A 19,650-nucleotide genomic window follows, 5' to 3' on the forward strand; every position below is an offset into this window, starting at 1 on the left:
ATGTTTGAAAGTCCTCTTTAAATTGGTAAAAGATTAAATAAAACTTGGAAACATTTACATTTTGTTGCAATTAATTATATTATGTGAATATTAATAGCCTTTATGGCAATAATTAATTGTAAAGGAGTGAGGGTGTGAAAAAGTATTTGGTGTCAATAATTATATTAATTTCAATGGTTACAGCTTTTGCATTTTCTGGACAAGAGTTAAATATGTTTAATAATTCAGATAGTGAATTGATAAAAGATAAGATGATTAGATTTCATGTAATAGCTAATAGTGATTCTATTGAAGATCAAGATATAAAGTTAAAGGTAAGAGATAAAGTTTTAGAATATATTTATCCTAAGTTAGAGGGAGCTTCTGAAATAGATAAGTCTAGAGAAATATTAAAAGAAAATGATAAAGAAATAAAAGATATAGCATTAAAGGTATTAGAAGAAAATAACTATAATTATAAAGTAGAGAGTACATTATCTAACGAAGTATTTCCAGTGAAAAGTTATGGTGATATAACTTTGCCTCAGGGAGAATATGAAGCCTATAGAATAATTTTAGGAGATGGAAAGGGGCAAAATTGGTGGTGTGTAATGTTTCCACCATTATGCTTTGTAGATATCACAAAGGGTGAAGTTTCTAGTAAGGATACAGAAGAAATAATGAAAAAGACTTTAAGCGAAAAAGAATATGATATGGTAAAAAGAAAAGATAAAAGCAATATTATATTTAAATCTAAAATTGGAGAAGTCGTAAAAGATATAAAAATTAAACAAAACAAAAGATAGAAATAAAAGAAGCTAAGTTAAATATTAAATTAGCTTCTTTTTTTATTTAATCATATCTTCCATAAGAGAAATTATATCTTTACCACCATTAGGCTTTGCAAAGGCTTTACAATTAGTTTTCATAGTATTAAGTTTATAAGGATTTTTTATAAGTTCTTGTATTTTAAATTTACAATCTGTTCCTGTACCTAAATCTATAGCTAAATCATGTTTAAGTAAAAATTCTGCATTCTTTTCTTCTTGACCAGGTATAGCAGAAAAGATAGCAAGTGGTAAATTAGATATAAGTGCCTCTGAAATTGTTAAGCCACCTGGTTTTGTAATAAGAAGATCAGCACATTTCATAAAGTCATTAATATCATCACTGAATCCAATTATTTTGGTTGGCTTATTAGAAATCATAACTGCTTTTTTTAGAGAGCTTAACAATTTTTTATTATTACCAGCTATAGCTATTATTTGAAAGTCAATAGGTATCTCTGATATTTGTTCATATACTTCTAATATTTTTCCCATTCCAAGGCTTCCGCCCATTAGTAATAATGTAAATTTATTTGGATCAAGGTCTAAATCTAAAAGGATCTTATTTCGATTTTCATGGTGTAAAAAATCTGGGTGCACAGGGATGCCTAAGGGAAAAATTTTAGTACTATCAACTCCTCTTAAAGCCATCTCTTTTCCCATTTCCTCTGTAGCTACTACATAAGCATCTACATCGGGATGAATCCAAGAATTATGAGGAGCATAGTCAGTCATTATAGTTATATTTGGTTTATTTAGTTTGTTTTTAGCTTTTAATACAGATAACATACCTGTGGAGAAGGGGTGGGTAGATATTATTAAATCTGGATCAAATTTATTTATAAGCGTCAATACTTTGATTGACATAAGGGTATTAAACCTTTCACTTATAGTAGTTAATCCTCCATCATTTTCTGTATAATTATAAAGCAGTCCAAATATAGGTGGATAAATTCTTATACTCTTCAGGTAACTTCCAATTATAAGTTTATCCAAAAATGGATTGATATATTTTATTGTATCTATTATTTTTACTTCTGAATTAGGTATATTTAATTCAGTATGTGTTTTTATAGCTTCAGCAGCATTTATATGACCGCCACCAGCTGAGACAGATAAAATCAATAGTTTCATTAATGTTCACACCTTCAGTATCTTACGTTTTGTTTAAATCCTATTTATAAGTATACAATACTTTTAAAATTCAGGGTATATAAAATAATAATTTATGATAGATTTAAATATATATTACTATGATTATAATATAAAGGAATAATAGTCGCAAATAACACAAATACTACCACCATATAGGAGGTAGAAATTTATGAATAAAAAAGACGATATATCAAAAAAGAGAATCATATACACCTTGCTAGCTACTTTAATAGTAGTATTTTCAAGTACATTTGCAATACTTATGACTTTAGAAAGGACTGATTATAGAAATTATCTTCAAGGTCAATATAGTAAAAATATTTATGAACTTTTAACTGCAGTGGATAATATACAAGATAATCTTTCAAAATCTGCTGTAGTAGATGATAAAAATCAGAGAATGCTCATATTTGAGGAGATCTTTAGATATTCCACTATGGCATCGGATAGACTACACTCATTGCCTATACCTCAAGAAAGAGTCAATGAGACAAGTAAATTTTTAATTCAGGTTGGAGATTTTTGCTATACTCTTGTAAGGAATTCTGTAAGCGGCGAAGAAATTACAGAAGAACAATTAATTGCTATTGATGATCTTTCAGATCAATCTTATGAGTTAAGAGAAAATCTAAATGGATTATTACAAGAAATAAATGAAGGAAAAGTAAAGTGGGGGGAAATAAGAAAGAAGGCTACAGGGGTTCTGCCAAAAAGTGAGGAAGATGTTGTAGGAGAAAAGTTTCAAAATATACAAAAGCAAGTAGCGCAATATCCTGCATTGATTTATGATGGCCCTTTTTCAGAAAATATACTGGAGGTAGAACCAAAAGTAAATGAAGAAGCAGAAGTTTCTATAGAAGAGGCAAAGGATCTTCTAAAGAAAGCTTTGGCAAATAGGGATATAAAAGATATAAAAGAAAAAAATAGTGAAAGCAATACTAAAATAGAATCTTATGGATTCAATGTAACAGTGAATGGAAGAGATGAAAAAGAAAATATAGTCTGCGATATATCTAAAAGAGGAGGAAAGGTTATTTATCTTATGGATAATAAAGCATTAAATAAGCCAAATATAGATTTAGAAAAGTCTATAGAAATAGGGAAAGAGTATTTAGAATCTTTAGGATATGAGAATATGCAGCCTACATATACATTAAAATATGAAGACAATGTAACGATTAACTATGTGTTTACTATTGATGATATACTAGTTTATACAGATCAAATAAAACTTAAGATTGCCTTAGATGATGGAGATATAATAGGTATGGAAGCTGATAAATATTTAGTATCTCACACTAAAAGTCGTGAAATTCCAACAATTAATATTAATGCTGATGAAGGAAAGAAAAACATAGGCAAACGTTTAGAATTAAAAGATATAAAGCTCGTAATAGTTCCAGGGGAAATGAATAAAGAAAAGTTGTGTTATGAATACAGTGGAACTTATAGAGAGGATGAGTATAAAGTATATGTAGATGCAGTTTCTGGAAACTTTGAAAGAATAATTAAGATAATCAATACAGCTAATGGAAAGCTTGCAATATAATCTAAGCAAATTTTATATACAATAGTTAAATTTAAGGGCTTATCACTTAAAATATCTTGATATAATTATAAAATTTAGCTAAACTATACGATATACGATATATATTTATCCGATGGCTACCATCCGTAACACCCCTATCCTCTTCAAGGTGGGGAGATGACGGCTGCTACGCCACTGGATAAGTTTTTCTAAGACTCAGATGGAGATGTATTCCTTATAAGCAAATTCCACCTGAGTCTAAGAATCACTTGATGTTTATCCCTTTACATTTAGTATAAGGGATAAACAATATTAAATGTTATATAATAGTTTAATTAGATTTTTAAACTTTTAAGGAGTGAGGTTATGACAATAGCTTTAGCTATGATATCTGGAGGCTTAGACAGTATATTAGCGGCTAAGATAATTAAAGAACAAAGAATCGATGTTATAGGAGTTTGTTTTAAATCATATTTTTTCGATGAGTCAAAGGCTAAAGATATGTGTAAAATCATAGGTATACCCCTAGTGATTGTGGATTTTTCTAAGGAACATTTTAATATGTTAAAAAATCCTAAACATGGTTATGGTAAAAATATGAATCCCTGTATAGATTGTCATGCAATGATGATGAAGTATACAGGTGAGTTATTAGATAAGTATAAAGCAGATTTTATTATAACAGGTGAGGTTTTAAATCAAAGACCTATGTCTCAAAATAAAAGATCTTTGGATATTGTTAAGAAAGAATCCGGGTTTAGTAATAAGATATTAAGACCATTATGTGCATTAAATTTAGAACCTACAGACATGGAAAAAGAAGGCTTAGTTAATAGGGATAGATTGCTTGATATATCTGGAAGGTCTAGAACGAGGCAGATGGAACTTGCAGAAATCTTTGGAATAAAGGATTATCCATCTCCAGCGGGAGGATGTAAACTTACAGAACCTAATTATTCAAAAAGATTAAAAGATTTATTAAAATATAATGATGATCCTGATAATAAAGATATAGGCCTTTTAAGATATGGAAGACATTTTAGGATAGGTAATAGTAAGGTAATTGTATCTAGAACTAGAGATGAAGCTATATGTATGAAAAAGTTACTTAAAGAAGAAGACTTTTTATTTTTCCCAAAGGATTATGCTGGGTCTATGGTAATTTTAACAGGAGATAAAACTAATGAAGCAATAGAATTTGCAGCAAATATTTCTTTGAGGTATAGTAAAGGAAATAGTGAAGAAAAAATTACTGTAAAGTATGGAAAGCATAAAACAATTGCAAATAAATATATTAACGCTATTAATATAAATGATGAAAATATTAATGAATATAGTATTAATATTTAAATCAAAGTGAGGGATAAATATGAAAAAAAAGGCCATAATTTCGATTTTAAGTCATGAAAAATTAAGTAAGGATGAGGCTATAGAAGTGGTAACACCAGGGGACTTTTACAAAAAGGAAGACGAATATTTTGCAGTATACGATGAAACAGAAATAAGCGGAATGGAAGGAACTACAACAACTCTTAAAATTTCTAAAGAAAAGCTTTCACTGTTAAGAGAAGGCACAACTAATGCAGAAATGCACTTTGATAAAAATAAGCAGTGCACAACATTATACAATACTCCTTATGGTGTTCTAGAGATAAAAATAGATACTGATGATTTAAAAATAGATGTTGGTGATAAAGGTGGAGAAGTTTTTATAAGCTACAATATGATTATAGCAGGTCAAGCTGCACAAAACACGGAACTTAAAATCAAAATAAAATCTTAACTCATGGCTTAAATTAAAGATTAAAACATGGACATGTCATATATAGAATTAAAAATTTTCTAACTAAACTTTGTAGATCTTTTTATAAAAGAAAAAATTCAAAATATAAGTTATAAATAAAAAAAGATGCATTCTAATCTTAAAAGAATTCGTCTTTTTTTATTTGTAAAATAATATATTTTGTATATAAGGGATTAAATTAATTAATTTTGGGTATAATTTAAGATACCTTACAATAGCTAGTTAGGAGTTGAATATATGGAATATAAAGATCTAAAAAGATACCAATATGAAAAGATAATACAAATTTTATGTCAGTATAACAATATTGATGAAAATGATATTATTCCATTATTAAAAGATAAAGAGTGTAAATATCTACTTTTACTATTACTAAAAAGCAACAAGTGCACAGATGAGATTATATTAGAAGAAATTATGCCTTCTAAGACTAAAACATCTATAAAGTATAACTTTAAAAAAGCAGAAGAAAAGTTATATGTTAATAAGGATTTTAGGGAAAAATATTTTGAAATTCAAAAAATAATAAAAGAAATAATATAAGATATGTGTAAGCATCAACGTTATACATATTAAAATTAATAATAAATTAAAAGTTTTGATTATTATAGAGGAATTAAGGGGTTTGTAGAGAACTTATTTAGTTAGATAGTGGTGAAGAGGTATATGGAGGTGAATCCATTATGTATAATACTGAAGTATCAATAGCATTTAAAAATGCAGATAATACAATTACTAAGATAGATACAAATATCTTTGAATTAAAGCAACTAGATAAGAAATATCTTGATGGGACAATTATAATAAATAAGAATAAGAAATTTTTATGCATAAGTATGAAATGTCCATTTTGTAATAAGTTCCATAGTTACAATTATAAACTTAAAGAAGTTTTGTGTAAGGACTTAATTATAGGAGGTTGCAAAAATAGTGGGAATTTCATATTACTTATAGGAAAAAAAGAAATGGTTTATAGCATTATAAAAGAACGTAGACATATCAATAATCAAAATTATTCTACTATATAGAGATTATTATGAGGGTTTATTAAAAAAAATAATTTTTAAAAAGTTATGTAGCTGTTATAAGTTTAAACTGTTTTAAACTTATAACTTGACGTTGGCGCATATAAGTATATAATTTAATATGAAATATGATTTACATAAAAATATAAATAAAATAAATATTAATATCTATATTTATTTTATTATAGGCTAAAACGTATAATCTAATAGCCTATATAATCTTAGAAGGTCTTCTTATATTCATATCCATTTTATCTGAACGTTCTTATTGTTTTCTGTTTATTTGAATTCTAGAACTTATCTCATGATTAATAATTTTAATGATATACTTCATGTTAGTTCTGTGAAAAATTAAAAGATTTAAAAAACTATAAGATTTTAAAACTTATGAAGTTAAGAATAATAAAAAATGGAGGTGTAATTTTGTCGATAGATAATTATGAAAAAGTAACTTTGGTTGAGTTACGAAAAAAGGCTAAAGAATTAGACATAAAAAATATAAGTAAATTTAAAAAAAGCGAATTAATCGAAGAAATTAAAAAGGTTTTACCATTACCTGTGTCTATGCAAAAAAATGGCATGGTTCTTCAAGAAAAGATAGCTCCTAAGATTAAAGAAGAGGTTTTAACGGATAAGAATGAAATTAAAGAAGAACCTGTTAAAAACAATGTTTTGATTAATAATGAAGAAAAAAGGCCAGATAATATAACTGTGGACAAGGCTGAAGAGGAGAATAAAAGAGAAAGATTAAAAACTATGATAAATGACTCTCAGTCTGCAAGAGGGGTATTAGAGGTAAATGAAAATAATAACTTTGGTTTCTTAAGAGGTAAGAATTATCTCACAAGTACAGATGACATATATGTATCACCATCTCAAATAAGAAGGTTTAATTTAAGAACTGGTGATGAGGTAGAAGGAAAGGTAAGAATACCTAAAGATGGTGAAAAGTTTAAAGCTCTTTTGTATGTTGAAAGAGTAAATGGTGAAAATCCTGAAAAGGCTGTGGGAAGAAAATCATTTGAAAGACTTGTACCTGTATACCCAGATCAAAGATTAAGACTTGAAACTCATCATGACAATAACCTATCTTCAAGACTTATGGATATAATAAGTCCTATTGGAAAAGGACAAAGAGGCATGATTGTAGCTCCACCTAAAGCAGGAAAAACTACTTTGCTTAAAAAGATAGCACAAAACATTTCTTATAATTATCCTGAAATAAAACTTATAGTTGTTTTAATAGATGAAAGACCAGAAGAAGTTACAGATATGCAAAGATCTATAAATGGAGAGGTAATATATTCTACATTTGATGAGGAACCAGATCATCATACAAAGGTTGCTCAAATGGTACTTGAAAGAGCTAAACGTATGGTAGAACAAGGCCAAGACGTTGTAATATTATTAGATAGTATTACAAGGCTTGCTAGGGCATATAACCTTACTGTTAACCCTTCAGGAAGAACTTTATCAGGAGGTCTTGATCCAGGGGCTTTAATAATGCCAAAGAAATTCTTTGGAGCTGCAAGAAATATTGAAGAAGGTGGAAGCCTTACTATACTTGCAACTGCATTGGTTGAAACAGGAAGCAGAATGGATGATATGATATTTGAAGAATTTAAAGGAACTGGAAATATGGAAGTTCATTTAGACAGAAAGCTTCAAGAAAGAAGAATCTTTCCAGCTATTGATATTTATAAATCGGGAACTAGAAAAGAAGATTTATTGCTTACAGAAGATGAAAAAGATGTAGCATACAATATAAGAAAAGTTATGTATAGAGAAGGAAACATTGAAACAATAACAGGGAACTTAATAAGTTTATTATCTAGAACAAAGAATAATAAAGAATTGTTACAAATGATAAAAAAAATAGATATTTCTAAATAAGATTTAATGACAAAATAAGATATGTAGAAATTTAAAGAAAATAATATATACTTTAATAATGGAATTAATAAAAAAAAGTAAAAAAAAAAGCAGTTGAGGAAGATCAATAGATCTTCCTCATATAGCTTTATTCTTCGCTTTTTAAGTTGAACTTCTTATTGAACCTTTCAACTCTTCCTCCAACGTCAACGATCTTTTGACGCCCAGTGAAGAAAGGATGGCATTTTGAACAAATTTCCACTTTTAGTTCATCTTTAACTGAACCAGTAGTGAAAGTATTTCCACATGCACATTTAACTACAGCCTCATGATTGTAATTTGGGTGTATGCCTTCTCTCATATGTTTCACCTCTTTCAAATTGCGGATTACCGCTTATAACTACTAGATTATATCACGAAGTTTTATTAATAGTCAAGATACATACTTATATTTTAAAGAGTAAAAAGTGTGATAACATATCTTTTTTATATTATAATTAAATGTTATAATCATAAAGTAGATTTTTAGAATCATTTATTTTAGAGATGCTGCTTATAATTATCAAGAAGGGACGAGTTTTAATTGGCTAAATTATACTTTAGATATGGAGCTATGAATTCGGGTAAGTCTACTAGTCTTATGCAGGTAGCTTATAATTATGAAGAAAGAGGTATGAAGGTTATAATTATAAAACCAAGGACAGATACTAAAGGCGGAAATAAAATAACTTCAAGGCTTGGAGTTGCAAGAAATGTAGATATGTTATTAGACCCTAGTGAAAATGCTTATTTAAATATAGAGGGTTATATAAAAAATAAGGGGAGTATTAATTGTATATTAGTAGATGAAGTCCAATTTTTAAAATCACATCATATAGATGAACTTTTTAAAGTGTCTGTAATTATGGATATACCGGTTATTTGCTATGGACTTCGTACAGATTTTCAAATGGAAGGATTTGAGGGTAGTAAAAGATTGCTTCTTCTAGCTCATAGCATTGAAGAAATGAAAACCATATGTACTTGTGGAAAAAAGGCCCTACTTAATGGAAGAAAGATTAATGGCAGATATGTTTTTGTGGGAAATCAGATAGCTATAGATAATGAAGATGAAGTGGAGTATGAATCATTGTGTCCAAAATGTTATTTTAAATATAAGGCTGAATTTGAACTAAACGAAATATAATTTAGTATAGGTTGAATTTGAAATGAACAAAATATAATATATTGTTTAAGAAACAATTAAAGGATTTAAAAAAATAAAAAGAATTTTAAAAAGAGAGTTGATATTATATATGAAAAAAGATTATGCCGTTGGTGGTCAAGCCATAATTGAAGGTGTAATGATGAGGGGAAATAAAGGAGTTGCGACTGCCATAAGAATTCCAGATGGAACTATAAAGGTAGAAATTAAAAATGCTTCATGTATAAGAGATAAAAATAAGATATTAAGGATACCTATTATAAGGGGATTTATAGCATTAATTGAGTCTTTGGTTACAGGGATAGAGACATTAAATTATTCTTCTAGCTTTTTTGAGGAAGAAGAAAGTGAATCTAGTATAGAAAGGTTTCTAAATAAGTTATTTAAAGATAAAAGTGATAATATATTAATGGGGATTATTTTAGGTGTGTCCTTTATTATTTCTGGAATTATATTTATACTTATACCTACAGTAATTGCAAATCTATTTAAAAAACTAGGTGTCAATAATGTAGGGTTAAACATAATAGAAGGCGTTTTTAGGGTTAGCATATTCATGATATACATAGTAGCAATTTCTAAGATGGAAGACATATATAGGCTCTTACAGTACCATGGAGCAGAACATAAGACTATATTTTGTTATGAAGCTAAAGAGGAGCTAACTGTAGAAAATGTAATGAAATATAAAAGGCTTCACCCAAGATGTGGTACTAATTTTTTATTTCTTGTGATGATTGTTAGTATAATATTACTTTCAATAACTGGGTGGAGTAGTTTAGGAGAAAGGGTACTATATAGAATATTATTACTACCAATAGTGTCTGGTTTTAGTTTTGAAATAATAAAGTGGCTTTCAAAAAGTAATAGCAAGCTTTCAAAGATATTAGCATATCCAGGTCTTAAATTACAAATGCTAACAACAAGAGAACCTGATGAATCTCAAATAGAAGTGGCTATAGCATCACTAAGGGCTGCTGAAGGCATTAAAGAACCTGATAAAACCATAGGCGAACTTTTAAATATGGGAAATGAAATGTTAAAAGATGCATCCATACCTAGCTACATACTAGATACTCAACTTTTACTTGCTAAGACATTAGAGGTAGATAAACTTTATGTTATAACTAATAGAAACTTAAAAGTTAATTCTTTAAAGGAAAAGGAATTTATGGAATTTGTGAACCTTAGAAAGGGTAGTATGCCTATTAAATATATATTAGGTAATACGGAATTTATGGGAATAGATTTAAATGTTAAAGAAGGTGTATTAATACCAAGGCCAGATACAGAAAACCTGGTTGAAATAGTTTTAGAATATATAGAAAAAGAAAACTATGAAAATGTATGTGACTTATGTACTGGAAGCGGTGCTATAGGTATTTCTTTAGCATATCATAAAGATAGCATAAATGTTCATTGTATAGATATTAGCCCTATTTCAAATGAAGTGGTTTTAGAAAATATTAATAAGTTTAGACTTAATGGCAGGGTAAGTTTTATAAAAAGCGATCTTTTAGAAATACCAATTAAGAAAGGGTATAAATACGATGTTTTAGTATCCAATCCACCTTATATAAAGAGTGGAGATATAGATACTCTAATGGAGGATGTAAAGGCCTTTGAACCACATCTAGCTTTAGATGGAGGGGAAGATGGACTTGTATTTTACAAAACAATTACAAGAGAGTCTAAAGAAATACTAAGTGCATCAGGCCTTATAGCTTTTGAAATTGGTAAAGATCAAGGTATGGAGGTTAGTGAAATTCTTGATTCTTTCGGATATAAGAATATAAAGATAATTAAGGATCTATCAGGATTTGATAGAGTGGTTATAGGAAAAAACAGTATTTAATAGTATAATATTAAGAAAGAGTAATATTATTTACTATTATATGTTATAATAATAAACTATGAAAATATGATACGGAGTGATAAACATGTTAGAAAGGCTTAATTTTATTGAAAATAAATATGAAGAATTGTCTGTTAAGATTAGTGACCCATCAATAATAGCTAATCAAAAAGAATGGCAAAGATTATGTAAAGAACATTCAGATATTGAAGATTTAGTTATGAAGTTTAGACAATATAAACAAGTAGATGAGGAGATAGTATTTAACAAAGAAATATTAAATGAGGAAAACGACAAAGAACTAAAAGAAATGGCTCAAGAAGAGTTAAAAGATCTTACAGTAAAAAAAGATAAATTAGCAGAAGATCTTAGAGTTTTACTTTTACCTAAAGATCCTAATGATGATAAAAATGTGTTTGTAGAAATTAGAGGTGGTGCAGGTGGAGATGAAGCAGCTTTATTTGCTGCTAATTTATTTAGAATGTATACAAGATATTCTGAAAATAAGCACTGGAAAATAGAAATGATAAACTCTAATGAAACAGATATAGGTGGATTTAAAGAAGTTGTTTTTATGATAAAAGGAAAAGGTGCTTATAGTAGACTTAAGTATGAAAGCGGAGTTCATAGAGTGCAAAGGGTCCCAGATACGGAGTCAAGTGGAAGAATTCATACATCTACTGCTACTGTAGCGGTATTACCAGAGGTAGATGATGTAGATATTGAGATAAATCAAAATGATTTAAGGATAGATGTATTCAGATCATCAGGTAATGGTGGGCAGTCTGTAAATACTACAGATTCTGCTATAAGAATAACCCATATTCCATCAGGAATTGTAGTTTCTTGCCAAGATGAAAAGTCTCAACTTAAAAATAAAGAAAAGGCTATGAAAGTTTTAAGATCTAGGTTATTTGAAATAGCTGAGTCAGAAAGATCAGCATCTATTGCAGAAGATAGAAAAAGCCAAGTAGGAACAGGAGATAGGAGTGAAAGAATAAGGACTTATAACTATCCTCAAGGAAGGGTTACCGATCACAGAATTGGATTAACTCTTTATAGACTTGAATCATTCTTAGAAGGTGATATAGATGAAATTATAGACTCTCTTATAACAGAAGATCAAGCAAATAAAATGAAGTCTATGGGGAATACGGAAAGGTTATAATATTTTCAAAGACATATGCTTAGAGGTGATTAATTGCATATTGAAAAAGCTATCAAAAATCAAAACAGAAATTTAAAAAAATTTATGATGCTAATGATATCTATGTCTTTAATTTTACCTTTGGCATTATTTTTATATGGAAATATTAATTGGTTTTTATTAAGTTACATGATTTTTATTGAGTTTATGATTGCTTTCGCTACTATAAGCAAATACAACTCTCAAAAAATTAAATTTAACTGTTCTAATAATAAGTTGAAATTAAAGGTAGGTATATTAGGTCAAACCACACTAATATTTTGTGATAAAATATCTATCGTACATACGTCTAAGAGCAAAGAAGACATAGAAATAATAATAATAAGCAATACTAAGATTAAAAATAAAAGAGCAAAGCCTATAAATGAAAGCTTTTACAAAAGGTATCCTATGTTAGCCAAAAAATATGAGAATGAAAAAAAAGAAAATCCTGAAAAAAATTATTATTTTTTAATCATTAAAAAAGGTGGATTTTATAAATATAACTTACTAGATATTATATATAAAAATAGTGTTAAAGCAGTTTATACAGATGAAACTATTGAAAATATAAAGATAGCTAGAGGACAAAAGGAATTTATAGATTAAGTTATAATCCCTTATTTTTACTAATAAGATTGTATAAATAAGGGGTGATTTTAAATTGAATAAAACTATTATTATAATATTTTTATGCTCATTAGTATCTATGATAGGTACAATTATAGGAGCTACCCTTGCTATGTTCATAAAGAATCCTACTAAAAACGTTATAAGTTCTATTATGGGTTTTTCAGGAGGGCTTATGTTTTCGGTTATTGTATTTGATTTAATTCCTAGTGCTTTAACGAAAATAAGTATAAAATATGTATTTATATTTTGTCTTATTGGTATACTTGTAACTGTATTTCTGGAATTATTTATAAGCAAAATTGTAAAAAACAATACTTATATGAAAATGGCAGTAATAACTTCAATAGGACTTATGATTCATAATATACCTGAGGGGATAATAATGGGATGCGGATTTGTAGCAGGAGAATATTTGGGTATTAAGATGAGTATTATAATAGCTTTGCACGATATACCTGAAGGGTTAGCTGTAGTATCCCCACTTGTAGCAGCTGGAGAAAAAAATACTAAAATTTTGATATATGCATTTATAACAGCAATGCCCACAGCATTAGGGGCTATATTTGGGATATATTTAGGGGGAATTTCAGAAACCTTTTTAGGGAGAGCATTAGCTTTTGCTTCAGGAGTTATGATGTATGTAGTTTTTTTAGAATTGATTCCAGAGTCTAACAAACTAGGCCATGGTAAGGTATCTATATTAAGCATACTAGCTGGAATTTTCATGGGATTTTTCATAGGAATTATTCTTTAATATTTTTGATGTGCAATTGCAATATAAGAAATAAAATATATTAGATATTTTTTTAAAAGTGCAAGGTTAATAAAAGGGAGAGTTCTAATGAATACTAAGGTAGTTAAAATGAATGAAGATAAAATGAATATGAATGCTATAGAAGAAGCTGCAAGTACAATAAAAGCTGGAGGTCTTGTAGTGTTCCCAACCGAAACAGTGTATGGACTTGGAGCTAATGCATTAGATGGTAAGGCAGTTTCAAAAATATTTGAGGCAAAGGGAAGACCTCAAGATAATCCACTTATAATACATGTAGCAGACTTTAATATAAAAAAATACATAAAAGATTTACCAATGGTAGCAACTAAGCTTATGGAAAAATTTTGGCCAGGGCCCATAACTTTTATATTAAATAAGTCTGACATTATACCTTTAACTACTAGCGCTGGATTAAATACTATAGGTATAAGAATGCCTTCTAATAAAATTGCAAGGGAACTTATATTAAAAAGTGGTGTCCCAATAGCGGCTCCTTCTGCTAATATTTCGGGAAGACCAAGTCCAACAGAAGTAGAAAGATGCATAGAAGATTTAAATGAAAAAGTTGAATATATATTAGGAGGAGAAGGAAGCAATATAGGACTTGAGTCCACAATATTAGATTGTACAGTAGAGCCTCCTTGTATACTAAGGCCAGGTGCTATAACTTTAGAAATGCTAAAAGAAGTAAAAGAAGATATTTATATAGACCCTGCAGTAATGAAAATGCCTAGTAAAGAATTAAAACCTAAGGCTCCAGGGATGAAATATAGACATTATGCACCTAAGGCTCCTTTGAAGATAATAAGAGGAGATTTGAAAAAAACTATTGCAAAAGTTAATGAAATAGTGCAAAATTGTATAGATGAAGGAAAGACTGTGGGAATTATAGCTACAGAAGAAACTAAAAACCTTTATAATAAAGGCATAGTTTTATCCTTAGGAAGTAGAAAAGATTTAGATGTTGTAGCAAAAAACCTTTTTGAATGTTTAAGAGCCATTGATGATAAAAATGTAGATTTAATATTATCTGAAAGTTTTGAGGAGATTGGAATTGGCAGTGCAATAATGAATAGATTAAAAAAATCAGCAGGGTTTGATATATTAGACGTATAAGTTTCAACATTTTAACTTATAGAACCTATATTATTTTAAAGGAGGTGTGATACTATGAATATTCTTTTTGTGTGTACAGGAAATACTTGTAGAAGCTGTATGGCAGAAGCTATATTTAACTATATTAATGATAATAAAAACATATGCTCAAAATCAGTAGGACTTAGTATTGTTAAAGATAGTGTTACATCTTTAAATTCAGCTGAGATTATTAAATCTAAATTATGTTTAGATTTAAGCAATAGAAAAGCTGTTCAATTTAGTAAGGAAGATATTGAAAATTCAAATATTGTGCTTACTATGACTTTGCATATGAAAGATATGTTAATAAATGCATTTCCAAAAGAAAAAGAAAAGATATTTACTTTAAATGAATATGTGGGCGTAAATGGAGATATTATAGATCCTTACGGTGGCACAATGGCGTTTTATGAAAAAACTTTTTTTGATCTCGAAAAATCAATAAGGCTTTTACTAGAAAAAATTAAAAGGAGATAGGGTATAGTTACCACATCTTCTTTTTTGCAATGCAAAGAGTTTTTGTTATATTCAAAAAAGTAATTTTAAAATTAAGGAGGTAATATTTATGAAGATAGCTATTGGAAGCGATCATGGTGGATTTAAGTTAAAGGGAGAAATTATAAAACACTTAAAGGAAAAACAAATAGAAGTTGTAGACTTTGGTACTTATAATGAAGATTCTTGTGATTATCCTGACTTTGGATTAAAGGTAGCAGAAGAAGTTGCTATGAAAAATTTTGAATTTGGAATATTAATTTGTGGAACAGGAATAGGCATTAGCATATCAGCAAATAAGGTCGTAGGAATAAGAGCAGCACTTTGTTCTGATACATTTAGTGCTCATGCAACTAGAGAGCATAATAATGCTAATATATTAGCATTAGGTGAAAGAGTAGTTGGGGTAGGTCTTGCTTTAGATATAGTAGATACTTTTTTAAGTGCAGAGTTTCAAGGTGGAAGACATCAAAAGAGAATAGATAAAATATCAGATATTGAAGATAAATATCTAAAGTAATTTAAACCAGTGATAAAGGTTAAATTAAGCATCAAAAATATTTTTTAATGTAGATAAAGGTATTTTAAAAATATTAAAATGATGCCTAATATATAAAATAATGCTTAATAGATTTTAGGAGGAAAAAACATGGGAAAAGTAACACAAATAACACATCCATTAATTTTACACAAACTAGCTCTTATAAGAGACAAGAATACTGGGGCAAAAGATTTTAGGGAGTTGGTTGAAGAAGTAGCTATGTTAATGGCTTACGAGGTTACACGAGATGTACAGATGGAAGAAGTAGAAATAGAAACTCCTATCTGTGTTACTAAGTGCAAGATGTTATCAGGCAAAAAGATGGCTATAGTACCTATATTAAGAGCTGGACTTGGAATGGTAGATGGTATGCTTAGAATAATACCAGCAGCTAAGGTTGGTCATATAGGACTATATAGAGATGAAGAAACACTTCAGCCAGTAGAATATTTTTGCAAACTACCTCAAGACATTCAAGAAAGAGATGTAATAGTAACAGACCCAATGCTAGCTACAGGTGGATCCGCAATGGATGCCATTTCACTCTTAAAAAAGAGGGGAGCTAAAAATATCCGTCTAATGTGCCTTATAGCGGCTCCTGAGGGAGTAGAGGCAGTGGTAAAGGCTCATCCAGATGTTAATATATATGTAGCTCTTATAGATGAAAAGTTAGATGAAAATGGCTATATAGTACCAGGTCTTGGCGATGCTGGGGATAGATTATTTGGAACTAAATAATAGCTAATTAAGTAGAAAAGGTGTAAACTAAATTTGTTTACACCTTTTCTTTTTAATTATTTAATTAGGTCATATTACTATAAGTCATCAATGAAGCCTGGTTTACTTTGAATAATATTTAATGTATAATTTAAGTAATGTTTTTAACATTTTATTTATAAGGAGATATTAATGGGGAGAAGAGATAAACATAATTATTATTTAGATATAGCAGAAACTGTACTAGAAAGGGGAACTTGCCTTAGAAGAAATTATGGTTCTATAATTGTAAAACATGATGAAATTATATCCACAGGATATACAGGTGCTCCTAGGGGAAGAAGAAATTGTATAGATATTGGTGTTTGCAAAAGAGAGCAACTAAATGTAAAAAGAGGAACACATTATGAACTTTGTAGAAGTATACATAGTGAGGCTAATGCTATTATAAGCGCTTCTAGACGGGATATGATTGATTCTACATTATATTTAGTTGGTAAGGATTGCAAGAATAAAGAATTAGTAGAATCAGCAAATTCTTGTGACATGTGTAAAAGGCTCATAATAAATTCAGGAATTAAAAAAATAATTATAAGAATTACAAAGGATACTTACAAAGTAATATATACAAGCGAATGGGTGGAGGAAGATGATTCCCTTACTAATAATTTTGGATACTAAAACGTATAGTTAGGAAGAAAAAATATGATTGAATACATAAAATTAATTTTTATTGCCATGATAATATCAATAATCTCAACACCATTTATAAAAAAGTTGGCAATTAAAATAAATGCTATGGATGTACCTAAAGATGAAAGAAAAATCCACAAAAAGCCGATACCGCTTTTAGGAGGTCTTTCTATATATATAGCATTTATAATAGGTATTGTAGTTAAAGCTGGACCTTTAGAATCATGGGAAAAAGGAATAATTATAGGGGCTACTATAATTATAATAGGTGGAGTACTTGATGATATAATAGAATTAAAGCCTTGGCAAAAGCTGTTATTTCAATTGGCTGCCTCTTTATGCGTTATTTACCATGGGGTTTATATTAAAAATATAACAAATCCATTTGCTGGAGAAGAAGCTTTTTTTAATATAGGAAGATTTTCTATCCCATTTACAATTTTATGGATAATTGGAATAACAAATGCATTGAATTTAATTGATGGATTAGATGGACTGGCTGCTGGAGTAGCTCTTATATCATCTATTACCATAATGATTATAGCGATTATGTGTGGGAGAACATCTACAGCTCTTTTAACTTCTGTACTTATAGGGGCTATAGCAGGATTTTTACCTTATAATTTTAATCCTGCATCTATATTTATGGGAGATACGGGATCTCAACTTTTGGGGTTTTTATTATCTGTAATTTCACTTCAAGGAGCTATAAAATCTGCAGCAACTTTTGCTATAGTTGTACCTATTTTGGCTTTGGGGTTACCTATATATGATACTTTGTTTGCTATGGTTAGGAGGAAGATAAACGGAAAGCCTATAATGCAAGCAGATAAAGGACATCTCCATCATAGGCTTTTAAATTTAGGACTTACGCAAAAACAAGTAGTTTTAGTTATGTATTCAATTAGCGCTGTGCTTGGTATTATAGCTATATTAGCCATGTATATAAGTACACCTAGATCTTATTTCCTTTTAACTATAATAGTTTTAATTACAGTTTTTATGGCTTTGAGACATGGGTTTTTCAAAATAAATAGATGACTCAGCAGGAGGATAATAATGGATAGGATAAAGGTTATGACCATCTTTGGAACTAGACCAGAGGCAATTAAAATGGCTCCTTTAGTAAAGGAATTAGAAAAAAGAGAAGAAATAGAGTCCATAGTATGTGTAACGGCACAGCATAGAGAAATGTTAGATCAAGTACTAGATTTATTTCAAATTAAACCACATTATGATCTTAATATAATGGAATCAAAACAAAGTCTTACAGGTATAACTAGTAAGGTTTTGGAAGGATTAGAGGATATGTTTGATAAAGTAAAGCCAGATATAATACTTGTTCATGGCGATACTACAACAACATTTGCAGGCGCTTTAGCCGCATTTTATAAAAAAATTAAGGTAGGTCATGTAGAAGCAGGTCTTAGGACATTTGATAAATTCTTCCCATATCCAGAAGAGATGAATAGAAAATTGACAGGTTCCTTAGCAGATTTGCACTTCGCGCCTACAATAACAGCAAAAAATAATCTTTTAAGGGAAGGTATAAAGGAAGAAAATATATATGTTACAGGAAATACAGTAATTGATGCTATGAATTTTACTGTGACTAAAGATTATGTTTTTGAAACAAAAGAATTAAATGATATTGACTATAATAAGCAGGTTATTATGGTAACAGCCCATAGAAGAGAAAATTGGGGAGGTGGTATAGAAAATATATGCGAAGCTCTAAAAGAAATAGTAGAAACCTATGAGAATGTTGAGATAGTTTATTTAGTTCATTTAAATCCAGTAGTAAAAGATGTGGTTGATAAACATTTATTAAATCTAGATAGAGTTCATTTATTATCACCACTAGATACTAAAGAAACACATAACCTTATGAATAAATGTTATATGGTTATGAGTGATTCTGGTGGCTTGCAAGAGGAAGCTCCACATCTTGGTAAACCAGTCCTAGTCCTTAGGAATGTTACAGAAAGACCAGAAGCTGTTGAGGCTGGAACGGTAAAACTTGTAGGTACAGATAAAGAGGTTATATTAAAAGAAGTGAAAAAGCTTCTTTTAGATAAAGATTATTATTTTAAAATGAGTAAAGCTATTAATCCTTATGGAGATGGAAAAGCATCTTATAGAATAGTAAACTCAATGCTTCATTATTTTGGATTTAACAAAGAAAAAATAGAAGAATTTAAAAAATAAAAACACCTTGTAATTT

The 19,650-nt window shown here is 29.0% G+C and carries 21 protein-coding genes; 19 read left to right on the forward strand and 2 right to left on the reverse strand.

The annotated features are described in order from the left end of the window. Positions 1-134 precede the first annotated feature (134 nt). Entirely contained in the window at positions 135-785 is a 651-nt protein-coding gene (gene spoIIR / locus BV55_RS0110065; RefSeq protein ID WP_029452700.1) for a stage II sporulation protein R, read from the forward strand. Positions 786-827: 42 nt separating this feature from the next. Here the strand turns inward: spoIIR and BV55_RS0110070 are convergent, their stop codons facing one another. After that, positions 828-1,940: an MGDG synthase family glycosyltransferase gene (locus BV55_RS0110070; RefSeq protein ID WP_029452701.1), complete on the reverse strand. Its 1,113-nt coding sequence runs from the start codon at positions 1,938-1,940 to the stop codon at positions 828-830. Positions 1,941-2,130: 190 nt separating this feature from the next. Here BV55_RS0110070 and ypeB point away from each other — a divergent pair, with 190 nt between their 5' ends. The 6 genes from ypeB to rho all read left to right on the forward strand — a co-directional run bounded on the left by ypeB (position 2,131) and on the right by rho (position 8,211). Beyond that, positions 2,131-3,510 carry a germination protein YpeB gene (gene ypeB / locus BV55_RS0110075; RefSeq protein WP_029452702.1) on the forward strand — a complete coding sequence of 460 codons (1,380 nt, stop codon included), beginning with the start codon at positions 2,131-2,133 and terminating at the stop codon, positions 3,508-3,510. A gap of 345 nt (positions 3,511-3,855) precedes the next feature. Beyond that, positions 3,856-4,839, forward strand: coding sequence for a DUF814 domain-containing protein (locus tag BV55_RS0110080; RefSeq protein ID WP_029452703.1), 984 nt, complete (start codon positions 3,856-3,858; stop codon positions 4,837-4,839). A 19-nt stretch (positions 4,840-4,858) separates the two neighbouring features. After that, complete coding sequence (locus BV55_RS0110085; protein ID WP_029452704.1) at positions 4,859-5,272, forward strand: YwiB family protein; 414 nt, start codon at positions 4,859-4,861, stop codon at positions 5,270-5,272. A 258-nt stretch (positions 5,273-5,530) separates the two neighbouring features. Next, positions 5,531-5,836: a hypothetical protein gene (locus BV55_RS0110090; RefSeq protein ID WP_029452705.1), complete on the forward strand. Its 306-nt coding sequence runs from the start codon at positions 5,531-5,533 to the stop codon at positions 5,834-5,836. Positions 5,837-5,976: 140 nt separating this feature from the next. Continuing rightward, entirely contained in the window at positions 5,977-6,321 is a 345-nt protein-coding gene (locus BV55_RS0110095) for a hypothetical protein (RefSeq protein WP_029452706.1), read from the forward strand. A gap of 420 nt (positions 6,322-6,741) precedes the next feature. After that, positions 6,742-8,211, forward strand: coding sequence for a transcription termination factor Rho (gene rho / locus BV55_RS0110100; RefSeq protein WP_029452707.1), 1,470 nt, complete (start codon positions 6,742-6,744; stop codon positions 8,209-8,211). A gap of 127 nt (positions 8,212-8,338) precedes the next feature. Here the strand turns inward: rho and rpmE are convergent, their stop codons facing one another. Beyond that, a complete protein-coding gene (gene rpmE / locus BV55_RS0110105; protein ID WP_029452708.1) occupies positions 8,339-8,551 on the reverse strand; it encodes a 50S ribosomal protein L31 in 213 nt (70 codons plus the stop codon). A 222-nt stretch (positions 8,552-8,773) separates the two neighbouring features. Here rpmE and BV55_RS0110110 point away from each other — a divergent pair, with 222 nt between their 5' ends. The 12 genes from BV55_RS0110110 to wecB all read left to right on the forward strand — a co-directional run bounded on the left by BV55_RS0110110 (position 8,774) and on the right by wecB (position 19,634). Further along, positions 8,774-9,376, forward strand: a complete 603-nt coding sequence (locus tag BV55_RS0110110) for a thymidine kinase (RefSeq protein ID WP_029452709.1) — start codon at positions 8,774-8,776, stop codon at positions 9,374-9,376. Between the two features lie 109 nt (positions 9,377-9,485). Beyond that, positions 9,486-11,249 carry a peptide chain release factor N(5)-glutamine methyltransferase gene (prmC, locus tag BV55_RS0110115; RefSeq protein ID WP_029452710.1) on the forward strand — a complete coding sequence of 588 codons (1,764 nt, stop codon included), beginning with the start codon at positions 9,486-9,488 and terminating at the stop codon, positions 11,247-11,249. A gap of 85 nt (positions 11,250-11,334) precedes the next feature. Beyond that, entirely contained in the window at positions 11,335-12,417 is a 1,083-nt protein-coding gene (prfA, locus tag BV55_RS0110120) for a peptide chain release factor 1 (protein ID WP_029452711.1), read from the forward strand. Positions 12,418-12,450: 33 nt separating this feature from the next. Beyond that, positions 12,451-13,044, forward strand: coding sequence for a hypothetical protein (locus tag BV55_RS0110125; protein ID WP_029452712.1), 594 nt, complete (start codon positions 12,451-12,453; stop codon positions 13,042-13,044). A gap of 55 nt (positions 13,045-13,099) precedes the next feature. Next, the gene (locus BV55_RS0110130; protein ID WP_029452713.1) at positions 13,100-13,822 is read left to right on the forward strand and encodes a ZIP family metal transporter; all 723 of its coding nucleotides are present in this window, start codon (positions 13,100-13,102) and stop codon (positions 13,820-13,822) included. An 87-nt stretch (positions 13,823-13,909) separates the two neighbouring features. Beyond that, a complete protein-coding gene (locus tag BV55_RS0110135) occupies positions 13,910-14,959 on the forward strand; it encodes an L-threonylcarbamoyladenylate synthase (RefSeq protein ID WP_029452714.1) in 1,050 nt (349 codons plus the stop codon). Between the two features lie 54 nt (positions 14,960-15,013). After that, positions 15,014-15,457 (forward strand): low molecular weight protein arginine phosphatase, encoded by a 444-nt coding sequence (locus BV55_RS0110140; RefSeq protein WP_029452715.1) that lies wholly within the window; start codon positions 15,014-15,016, stop codon positions 15,455-15,457. Positions 15,458-15,545: 88 nt separating this feature from the next. Then, complete coding sequence (gene rpiB, locus BV55_RS0110145) at positions 15,546-15,995, forward strand: ribose 5-phosphate isomerase B (RefSeq protein WP_029452716.1); 450 nt, start codon at positions 15,546-15,548, stop codon at positions 15,993-15,995. 129 nt (positions 15,996-16,124) lie between these two features. Continuing rightward, positions 16,125-16,754, forward strand: a complete 630-nt coding sequence (gene upp, locus BV55_RS0110150; RefSeq protein WP_029452717.1) for a uracil phosphoribosyltransferase — start codon at positions 16,125-16,127, stop codon at positions 16,752-16,754. A gap of 171 nt (positions 16,755-16,925) precedes the next feature. After that, a complete protein-coding gene (locus BV55_RS0110155) occupies positions 16,926-17,414 on the forward strand; it encodes a deaminase (protein WP_029452718.1) in 489 nt (162 codons plus the stop codon). Positions 17,415-17,438: 24 nt separating this feature from the next. Then, positions 17,439-18,467 (forward strand): MraY family glycosyltransferase, encoded by a 1,029-nt coding sequence (locus BV55_RS0110160; RefSeq protein WP_029452719.1) that lies wholly within the window; start codon positions 17,439-17,441, stop codon positions 18,465-18,467. 18 nt (positions 18,468-18,485) lie between these two features. Beyond that, positions 18,486-19,634, forward strand: a complete 1,149-nt coding sequence (gene wecB / locus BV55_RS0110165; protein WP_029452720.1) for a non-hydrolyzing UDP-N-acetylglucosamine 2-epimerase — start codon at positions 18,486-18,488, stop codon at positions 19,632-19,634. Positions 19,635-19,650: the final 16 nt, after the last annotated feature.

This window comes from Clostridium algidicarnis, from assembly GCF_000703125.1.
GTDB classification, from domain to species: Bacteria; Bacillota; Clostridia; order Clostridiales; family Clostridiaceae; genus Clostridium_L; species Clostridium_L algidicarnis.